Raw genomic sequence first — 9,825 nt, forward strand, 5'->3', positions numbered from 1 at the left:
TTAAAATAATTCTATTTTTAACTCAGTGCTGAGCGCATGTCGCGCCGAATGCTTATGTTTGTTTTCTTCTTCGAGATAGTCGAGGCGTATCATTTCCAATAAGTCCGGCAATTCCAACAAGGTGGCAGGTTGCTTATCGACATTGAGCTGGCCGACTGTGGTTTTAAGAAAATGATTGCGTTGGCCGATAACGTGACGGATGCGGTCGACACATTGCCGCACGACGTCTTGATATTGAATCGTTCCCAAGGCATCACCGATGCTCTTGGCTAAATCGACATTGTGCTTAGTGACGACCAGAAAACGAGTTTTATAGTATTGGCTGATGTCTTCAAAATTATCTTGAATTTTTCTGATCGATTCGACTGCATGGCCCACTTGCTCGAGTTCTTGTGCAGAGGAAGCGATGCTCGAAGCGATACCATGCTCAAGCACATGGCGAGCACGACTTAAGCCGCCATGAATTTTTTTGGCGACGTCTTCTGAGTTCGTTGCCAGTATCCGCATTTCATTGGCCACAGCGCGAAATGCAGCACCGGCAGCGCCGGCTCGGCTGGCTTCGATGGCGGCATTGACTGCCAATAAATGTGACTGCATGCTGATATCGTGCACGGCCTGCACCAAGCCGCTCATGGCCTTGATTTCGGTGGCGACGTTTTGCACATTCTCTAAATCACGCGCGATCTTGGCCGGCATTTGTTCGACGAAAGAACCGATTTCGACAATGAAGGCCACGCTGGAAACGATTTCCTTTTCCAAGCTGCTGCCTTTCATATTCGAGTGATCCAAATAATTGACCAAGGTGCTGGCAGTATCGTACAGTTGACGCACATTGTGGATGATTTCCAGCGCCGAAGTTTCGGTATCGGCGACCACCTCCATGAGCTTGTTGTCGATCTCGCCATCGAGCTGCAGATGGCGGTCGAGCACGTTGGCGACCGATGCGGCGATGGCTGGATCGGGCAGTGCTTGCGTCGGCAAATGTTCCGCTTGGTTGTGCGCGCGGTGAAGCGCGACGATGACCAGCAGCATGCAGAAAAATAGAAATAGTATGCAGTCACCCGGACGGCCCAACAGACGATCGGGTGCCGCCAGATAGCTGGCCGGTAGCAGCCGCAGTAGCAGCGCTAGCAACAATGCGGCCATTATCCGCAATTGCTTAGGCTCGAAGGCCTGTATTTTTTTGACGCTTGCGTGCCAGCAGGCCGAGGGCTGAAACGCCGCTGTAAAAAAACTCATGGTCATGCTCCTGGCAAAACCTGCTTAATAATTTTTTGTAAGTCGGTGCCGCTGACCGGTTTTACCAACCATCCGGTCGCGCCCAGCTGTTTCGCTTCATCGCGCTTGCTTTGCTGGCTTTCTGTGGTCAAGGCCAAGATGGGGATGAAACGAAAACCGGGCAGGGCACGGGCTTTGCCGATGAATTCTATGCCGCCCATATTGGGCATGTTGATATCGGTGATGATCAAGTCGGGCCGCTTACCGCTTTGCAATGATTCCAAGGCCAGTGCACCATCACTGGCGGTCAACACCGAGAAGCCGAAAATTTCCAAGCTGTTTTTCAAACTCATCAGCATGGTGATGGAATCGTCGATGATCATGATTGTTTTAGCCATCATTTTTCCTTGTTCAATTGTTGAGTGAGTGCTGCAGCCAGATGCTTAACTCGGCGTCGTCAGGCCAGGCTGCCAAGGGCAGGCGTGCCGCCATGAGTACTTGTAACACTGCGGCGTGCAAGTGCACGCAAGCCGCGAGGTCGATTTTTCCCTTAGGGTGCTGCTGCACCCATTGCAATAATTCTTCAGCGTCTTCGACCGTCACGATGTCGATCAAGCGTGCGCAGCTTTTGCTATAGGTGATAGGCATTACAGCATCTCCTTCAAATTCAGTACCATCAATACCGAACCGTCCCCGAGCAAGGCCGAACCGCTGTAGCTGCTCAGGCTGCCGAGTATGCCGCCCATCGGCTTGAGGATGATATCGACGACGCCGCGAAAATCATCGATCAGAATACCGATGTGTTCACCGCGTAGACGGATCACGAGGGTGGCCAATTCATCGCTTTCGTTGGCAATTTGCGGCGCGTCGCTGGCCAGCAGTTCATTGAGTGAACACAGTGGTACCAAGCGGCCGCGTAAGATGGCGGTTTGGCTGGCTTTGATAGTGTGAATGGCAGCACGCGGAATGCGCACGGTTTCAACCACCATCTCCATGGGAATGCCGAAAATTTGTTGATTCGATTCGATGATCATCACATTGGTGACGGCAATCGAGAGTGGCAGCGATAAGCGCAGCTGCGTACCTTGTCCGACTTGACTCGACAGTGTCACGCTGCCGTTGACTTGTTCGACGGCAGTGCGCACCACATCCATGCCAACCCCACGGCCGGACAAATCGGACACCACTTCGGCGGTGGAAAAGCCGGCGGCGAAAATCAGATTGATGGCTTCGTGATCGGAGATGCGATCAAAGCGCGCTTCGTCGATCAAGCCTTTTTCGAAAGCTTTGGTTTTGATGATCAGCGGATCGATACCTTTGCCATCGTCGCTGATATCGATGATGACCCGCCCGGCTTCTTGTGAGGCGCTGATCAATAAGCGTCCTTGCGCCGGCTTGCCCAATTGACGGCGTGCTTCCGGGGTTTCAAAGCCGTGGTCGAGGCTGTTGCGAATGATGTGAATCAGCGGGTCGGCCAAGGCTTCAATGATGTTTTTATCGGCTTCGGTATCTTCGCCTTCGAGTAGCAAACTGATTTCTTTGCCGAGCTTGCGCGAAATATCGCGCACCAGTCGTGGAAAGCGTTGAAACACAAATGAGACCGGCAACATCCGCACTTGCATGATGGTGCCCTGCATTTCTTCGGCAATGCGGTTGATGACGGCATATTGTGCTTTGATTTCGCGCGCCAGATCGCGCACGCCAAATACCGTTTCAGCGCGCGAGGCTAAATACGGCAAGGCATTTTTAGCGACTACCATTTCGCCGATCAAATTCATCAGGCGATCAATTTTTTCTTGATCGACTTTCAGAGTGCGCGCACTGCCGTCTTCGGCGCGCCGGCCGAATTTGAGTTCGCCGTCGCCGCTTGCGGTGCTGCTGTTCGCTGTAGCCGCAATGGCGCAGGGCGTGGTTTTGGTGTCGCTGGTGTCGCTGCTGCCGGCGCGGCGCGGCGCGGCAGCCAGGTCTTGATGCGCGCTCAACCAGTCACGCAAAGGGCTGGACGTCGATTGTGCCAGCGCTTCTGCTAAGGCTGCATCGATCTCGGCCAGCAAGGCGTGCTGCCCCAAACTGGAAAAACAATGCTTGAGGGTGGTCGCGGTGGAAATCAAACGCCCTGGCAGCCAAGTGACTTGGTCGGGCAAGCCCAGCAGTAAGGCTTGGGCGGCGATGATGGCGGCGGCGATGGCCGCGGCTGTATCGGCCGGCGCTTCCGCGAGCGGGGCGGTTGGCAGCGGTATTGGCGTGGCCAGCACGGTATGCGAGATTTCACCATTCGGCGCGCGCAGAGATTGCAGCAAATCGCCCATGCTGGTGAGGTTTTCCGGTTCCAGTTCGATCACCAGCAACAGCCAGCGCAAGGCCGAGGCCATACACAGCGCGGCCGAGGAGAGTTCCAGCATGGAGTTGGCAGAACGACTCAGCGCTGCCAGATCACGCGCCTGCAGTTGCGCCAGCGCGGCGAGTACAAAATCTTCATACACGGGGCCACCGTTACGCTCGCCAACCGGCAGTATCAGTAGTGCCGGGGTCAATGCGCACAGGCTGATTTGTTCCGGTACGTAGCGAAAATGCTCGGCTAATTGGCTTCGCGAGGCGGCGCTGATCAGCTGTATGCGTAAATTGCACTGGTAGGCATCGAGCTCGGCCAAGTCAGTCCAGGTGGCGCGCGCGGAAATTTTTTGCCACTGTAATGCCGGCACTTGGCGCGCTAAGAAAAACGGGTCTTCACCTTTGAAGAAGCATTCTGCTTCCGGGGTATAAGTGATCCAGAACAAAGCGCGCTCAAGCACACCGTCGGCCGCAGGCTCGCTGCCAAGCGCAGCCGGTGACACCAGTGTGCGGTAAGCAGTCATGCGCAGAGCTTCTGGTACCGCTTGCATATCGAGTGTTGAAATCTGCGGCAGGGCGGTATCGAAATCGAGATCGACGGTGTGTTGCTGGTTATTGGCAGTTTGTGCCGGCAGTAGCGCGCGCAGCGATTGCGCCAAGCTGACTGAGGTGGCAGCGTGGCTAGCCGGGTTGCTTGTTTCTTGTTCAATCTCATCGAGCAGAATGCTGATGAAATCCATGGCATCGAGCAAACTGTCGGCACAGTGCTGATCGTAGGCCAGTTCGCCGGCACGCACGACCACCATCAGGTCTTCGGCGGCATGCAATACCCGCTGCATTTCCGGAAAATCAAACAGGCCGCAGTTGCCCTTCAAAGTATGCACGAGGCGAAATAATTCGCTCATCAGCAGCGGGTCCTTGGCCGCTTTTTCGAGTTGTATCAATTTCTCGCCTATGCCCTGCAAGAAATCGCGCGCCTCGGATAGAAATTGTTGGAGTAAGGGTGTCATGTGCCGCTTTCACCGAGTAGCAGCCGCACATGGCCTAGCAAAACTTCGGGCCGAGTCGGTTTGATGATATACAGGTTAGCCCCAGCCTCATAGGCTTTCAACTGATCACTTTGTTTGGCCTCGGTTGAGACCATCGCGGCCGGCGCCTGCACGATCGAGGGGCTGCCGCGCAATTCGCGCAGGAAGGCATAGCCATCGAGTTTAGGCATGTTGACGTCAACCAGATACAGATCGTAGCTGGTCGTCAGGGCTTTTTCCAAAGCTTCGACACCATTGACCGCTTCATCCACTTGGTAGCCGGCCGCTTCTAAAATTCCACGGTGATACAGGCGCACGGTGGCGGCATCATCGACGATTAAAATATGTTTCATTTTCCATCCCAAGGTTTTTGATAGACGATTGCTTCTGGAAATTTCCGCAGTTTGTAAAGCGAGGAAATTCGGCTCATCGATTCGGAATGTCCGAGGCAAATGAAGCCACCAGGCTGCAGCGCATCGTAAAAAGTTTCTGCCGCTTGCTTGCGTGAGAGATCATCAAAATAAATCAACAAATTACGGCAGAAGATAATGTCGAAGTGGCGATAGCCGCGCACATCGGCCGCATCCATCAAATTGACGCGGGTAAATTCCACCGCATTGCGTAAATCCGAACACAGTTGGTAGCCTAGGGGCGTTTGAGTAAAGTATTTCTGCATGTATTTCGGCGGCACGTGTTTTACCGAACGGGCCGAATATAGACCAGCCCTCGCCTGCGTCAATATTTTCGTGTCGATGTCGGAGGAAATGATTTCGATGTCCCAGTCGTTAATTCCGCCCCAACGTTCGAGCAAACACATGGCGATCGTGTACGCTTCCTCGCCCGACGACGAAGGAATCACCCAGATGCGGATCGGGCTGCGGTCTTTTTTATTGGCGACCACATCGGGCAGAATCGAATTGACCAAGCAATTGAATTGGTACTCTTCGCGAAAAAAATAGGTCTCGTTAATGGTCATGACATTCACCAGCGCCTGCAATTCCACTCCCGAAGTTTGGAAGCGCAACATCGTGAAGTAGCTGCGAAAATTGTCGTTACCTGATTCCAGTATTCTTTCAATCAGGCGTTTGTCGACAAAATAGCGTTTCGATGCTTCGAATTGAATGCCGGTTTTGCGGTAAAAAAATTCTTGAAACTTTTGAAAGTCGTCGTCGTTGATGATAATTTTTGTCATGATGTTCAGCCTTTCGCACTGCGCTTGAGCGCGAGGTCGGCGGCGAACTGAATATACGGTTCGGCGGCAAAGCGCTGCTTGAGCCGTTCCAGCGCACCGTGCGCTGCATCGGTGCCTACTTCACCGAGCAAATCGACGGCGGTGCCGCAGACATTGACGAATGGATCAATTTCAATGACATCGATGAGCCATTGTTCTACCTGTGGATGGCAGAGTGATTCGAGCACATTAACGGCCATGATACGGACGTCGGAATCGGGGTCACTCAGCAGGCTGCTCATGATCGGTGCCACGGCATCGGGCAATTCTTTCATGGCTTCGATGGCTTCGTTACGCATTTGCGCATCATCGCTGCGCAAACACTCGACCATGCCGGCGACGGCGACGGCATCGCCTAGCCGTGTCAGACTGGTGAAAATGATTTCACGTACCGAACGATCCGCTTCCACTTGCAGGCGTGCCAGCAGACTGGCGCTGGCTTGCGGGTAGCCGAGTAAATCGCGCGCGGCCCAGCGGCGCACGGCTGGGTCGTGCTCATCCAATTGCCGCAGCAAGCCTGGGTAATCACGAGTTTCTATCCGGGCTTGCAGCGGCTGCTCGGCTGGGGCAGTGGTTTTAATGAGAGCCATGGAAATCTCCTTTATTTTAATAAGCCAGCCAAGCCGTCATTTGGCTGGCGATTTTTTCTGCGTGCAGTGTGACGGTGGCACCGCCGCGCTTAATCAATTCGCCCGGCATGCCGAACACCACCGAAGATTCTTCTGATTCGGCTATCGTGCGACCGCCCTGATTTTTTATCGCAGTGAAAGCCTCGGCACCATCGTTACCCATACCGGTCAGCATCACGCCGACAATTTGTTTCGGCGTCAGGTGGTCGAGCGCGGAACGTCCGAGTACTTCTACCGAGGGGTGCCATAAATAAGCGCTGCTTTCCGGTTTCGCGATCACCATCAGTTTCCCTGCTCGCCGCACCAACACCATATCGGCACCACCTTTGGCGATGTAGACGGTACCTGCTTCCAAGCTCATTGGCCGGTTGACTTCCACCACGTGCAGCGCACACATCTCATTGATACGCTGAGAAAAAGACAGGGTGAAACTGGCCGGCATGTGTTGCGCAATCAAGATGGGCCAAGGAAAATCGGCCGACAAGTCCGGTAATATTCGTTCCAAAGTACTTGGCCCGCCGGTCGAGACGCCGACGATGACCACCCCTTCAGATGTCGGTGATAAACGGCTGTCCGGCATTCTGGCCGGTGCCGCTTTGGCGACGCTGCGCGGTGCCGGTGCTGCACTGGCCAGCGCTTTGCTTGACTTCAGTCTGGCCTTGGCGGCGACCCTGACCTTGGCGATGATTTGTTCGCGTACATCCTCGATCGACAGGGAAATCGTGCCACCCGGTTTGACGATGTAATCGACCGCACCGAGGTTGAGTGCTTCAAAGGTGGCCAGCGCACCTTTTGCCGTCAAGGAGGAAAACATCACCACCGCTACCGGACGCTCTGTCATCATGATAGACAAGGCAGTCAAACCATCCATTTCCGGCATATTGATATCGAGCGTGATGACATCGGGCTGAAAGTCCCGATTTTCCTGCACGCCTTCACTCCCATTGCGCGCCAGTCGTACCTCGAAACCGCCTTCGTCGTTGAAGAGGGTGGCGAGTTGACGGCGCATCAGTGCCGAGTCGTCTACGATAAGCAATTTGATCATCTTTTGTGGTCTTAAGTGGTTCAGGCCATGCGGATTTCAGCCAGGTCGTCGAGCTGGCTTGTCTCAATGAGATGCAGGGGATCGATTAATTGAATCATGCGTTTTTGTTTTTCCAGATTCGCCATGCGTGCCAGCAGCAGCGATTGTTCGCCAGAAAAATCGGGTGCAGCTTCAATCGTCGATTTGTGAATTTTCAATACTTCTACTACCGAGTCGACAATGAAACCGGTGCGTACACCGGCAGTCAGAAACACCATGATGCGCTGACGATCGCTGCGTTCGATTTGATCAAGCCCGAGACGACGACGTAAGTCCATCACCGGTAATACCGCACCGCGTAAGTTCACCACACCTTCTACCTCCGGCGGCGCTTTCGGTACCTTGGTCAGGGTTTCGGCGACGCGAACGATTTGCTGTACGCTGTCGATCGGTACGGCGAACTCTTCTTTACCTAGCAAAAAGACGACGAATTGTTCGTCGTCGTCGATGCCGCGCTCGGCAGTAAGGGCATCGGATTTGGCACTGTTGGGGGTATCATTCATACTCATGGTGTCGAGACTGGTGAGGGCATCTTTGACAACGGCATGGCGAAACATATGGTCAACCGAGAGGATGGAGACCAGCCGCTTACCGCCATCGAGGCGGCAAATTTGTGAAATGTCGGCCAAATCTTTGGCTAACAGCGCGGGCATGACATCGACGTCACAGCGGGCCACGCGCAAGACTTCATTGACGCTGTCCATCACCAGACCAACCGAGGCCGCACCCAGTGAGACCACGACGATGCGGCTGTTTTCATCGACTGTTTTGGCGGGCAGATTGAACATACAACGCAGCGAGACCAGCGGCAACAGGCGATTTCGTAAGGTCATCACGCCCAAGACATGGGCTTTTGAGTGCGGCACACGGATGATCAGTTCAGGTACCTGAACGATTTCCTGCACATCATCGATCACGATGGCATATTCTTGACCAGCCACTTCGAAATTAACCAAGTGCAGTTCATCATTGGTTTTTTCCTCAGTCTGGGCCTCGCGTGCCAAGGCATGCTGAGCCTCGGTCGCAGCGTGTTCCGACTTGCTACGCGCCATGGCACCGGCAAATTCTTTGCTGATCAGTTTGGCAAAGTCGAGCACCATAATCATCGGATAACCGCCGACATCCTTGAGTAAGCCCGATACCAGTTCGGTATTGATGCTGGCTTTGATCGCCGCGGTATCTTCGATATGCTGCAGATCGACGCCGACCACGCTGACCACGCGATCGACCACGAAGCCGAGCGGCTGCCCTTGGTCGATCACTACGGCGCGGCTGGCATCATCGTAAGCCCGATCAGCGAAGCCGAAGATACGGCGCAAACTGATGATGGGCAAAACTTTGCCGCGTAAATTTGCCAAGCCGTCCAGGGTCGCCGGTGCCAGCGGCACTTTGACCACTTCCGGCACGCGGATGATTTCCTGTACCGGCGTCATATCGACGGCAAATACTTCTTCGCCGACGATGAAGGTGACGAATTGGCGAATGTCTGAGGTTTTTTCTATTCCCCCGGTATCCGTGTTCGGTGACAGTTCGGCGCCATACTCCAGCGTATCCTTAGTCATAGTGCTCTCCAAATAAGGGTATGCGAAACAATTAAGCGCTTTGCAATTCGTCGGCCAGCGAGGCGATTTCTTCAACGGCGGCGGAAAGTTGCTCGCTTCCTCGCGATTGTTGCTGTGCCACAGTGGTAGCGTTGTTGGCTGCCTTATCTGCTTGCTGGGCTGCTGCTGCGATTTGGTCTACACCGGTTTTTATTTGCGTGATGGCAGCGGCGATTTCATTGGCAGCGGCCAAAATTTCACTGGTACCTTGATCGACGGCACCGATATCGGTTTCGATGGCGATCAAACTGGCGGTGACCGATTTGGCTTTTTCGGCGGCGGCGGCGGCAGTGATCATAATTTCATTGAGATCGCGACCGACGATACCAATTTGATCTTGTACCGATTTCACCAGATCTTTGATGCGATCGGCGTTTTCGGCCGAATCATGGGCCAGGTTGCGGATGTCGGTTGCCACGACGACGAAGCCCTTGCCGAATTCGCCGGCGCGCGCTGCTTCGATTGAGCCGTTTACCGCCAACATATTGGTTTGAATCGAAACGGTAGTGATGGCGTCGACAATCTTGTCGATACGACGCGATACCAATTCTAACTCCTTGATTTGTCGTAGACTCACGCGTGAGGCTTCGGCCGACTGCGAAATGCCGATGATCATACTGTCGATGCTTATAGTGGATCCACATATCCGGACAACAGTTTAAACTAGTGTCTGTCGAAAAGAGACGAGGCAGACCATGAGTGA

10 protein-coding genes are annotated in these 9,825 nt (G+C 54.0%); all 10 read right to left on the bottom strand.

What is annotated here, in order from left to right; genetic code table 11:
• Genes QN359_RS10120 through QN359_RS10165 form a run of 10 tightly spaced genes read right to left on the bottom strand, consistent with a single transcriptional unit; the run spans position 1 to position 9,738 of the window.
• Complete coding sequence (locus QN359_RS10120) at positions 1 to 1,239, bottom strand: methyl-accepting chemotaxis protein (protein ID WP_322249145.1); 1,239 nt, start codon at positions 1,237 to 1,239, stop codon at positions 1 to 3.
• 2 nt (positions 1,240 to 1,241) lie between these two features.
• Positions 1,242 to 1,616 (bottom strand): response regulator, encoded by a 375-nt coding sequence (locus QN359_RS10125; RefSeq protein ID WP_322249144.1) that lies wholly within the window; start codon positions 1,614 to 1,616, stop codon positions 1,242 to 1,244.
• A gap of 13 nt (positions 1,617 to 1,629) precedes the next feature.
• Positions 1,630 to 1,866 (bottom strand): hypothetical protein, encoded by a 237-nt coding sequence (locus QN359_RS10130; RefSeq protein ID WP_322249143.1) that lies wholly within the window; start codon positions 1,864 to 1,866, stop codon positions 1,630 to 1,632.
• The gene (locus QN359_RS10135; RefSeq protein ID WP_322249142.1) at positions 1,866 to 4,559 is read right to left on the bottom strand and encodes a chemotaxis protein CheA; all 2,694 of its coding nucleotides are present in this window, start codon (positions 4,557 to 4,559) and stop codon (positions 1,866 to 1,868) included. The genes QN359_RS10130 and QN359_RS10135 overlap by 1 nt, the downstream gene beginning before the upstream one ends.
• Positions 4,556 to 4,930 carry a response regulator gene (locus QN359_RS10140; protein ID WP_322249141.1) on the bottom strand — a complete coding sequence of 125 codons (375 nt, stop codon included), beginning with the start codon at positions 4,928 to 4,930 and terminating at the stop codon, positions 4,556 to 4,558. Before QN359_RS10140 ends, QN359_RS10135 begins: the two co-directional genes overlap by 4 nt.
• Positions 4,927 to 5,769: a protein-glutamate O-methyltransferase CheR gene (locus tag QN359_RS10145; RefSeq protein ID WP_322249140.1), complete on the bottom strand. Its 843-nt coding sequence runs from the start codon at positions 5,767 to 5,769 to the stop codon at positions 4,927 to 4,929. Before QN359_RS10145 ends, QN359_RS10140 begins: the two co-directional genes overlap by 4 nt.
• A gap of 5 nt (positions 5,770 to 5,774) precedes the next feature.
• On the bottom strand, positions 5,775 to 6,398 hold the full coding sequence (locus QN359_RS10150) for a HEAT repeat domain-containing protein (RefSeq protein ID WP_322249139.1): 624 nt from the start codon (positions 6,396 to 6,398) through the stop codon (positions 5,775 to 5,777).
• A gap of 16 nt (positions 6,399 to 6,414) precedes the next feature.
• Positions 6,415 to 7,482: a chemotaxis-specific protein-glutamate methyltransferase CheB gene (gene cheB, locus QN359_RS10155; protein WP_322249138.1), complete on the bottom strand. Its 1,068-nt coding sequence runs from the start codon at positions 7,480 to 7,482 to the stop codon at positions 6,415 to 6,417.
• A 20-nt stretch (positions 7,483 to 7,502) separates the two neighbouring features.
• The gene (locus QN359_RS10160; RefSeq protein ID WP_322249137.1) at positions 7,503 to 9,083 is read right to left on the bottom strand and encodes a chemotaxis protein CheW; all 1,581 of its coding nucleotides are present in this window, start codon (positions 9,081 to 9,083) and stop codon (positions 7,503 to 7,505) included.
• A gap of 31 nt (positions 9,084 to 9,114) precedes the next feature.
• Positions 9,115 to 9,738, bottom strand: coding sequence for a methyl-accepting chemotaxis protein (locus QN359_RS10165; protein WP_322249136.1), 624 nt, complete (start codon positions 9,736 to 9,738; stop codon positions 9,115 to 9,117).
• Positions 9,739 to 9,825 lie beyond the last annotated feature (87 nt).

The sequence above is a fragment of the Undibacterium sp. 5I2 genome, assembly GCF_035019605.1.
GTDB lineage: Bacteria > Pseudomonadota > Gammaproteobacteria > Burkholderiales > Burkholderiaceae_D > Undibacterium.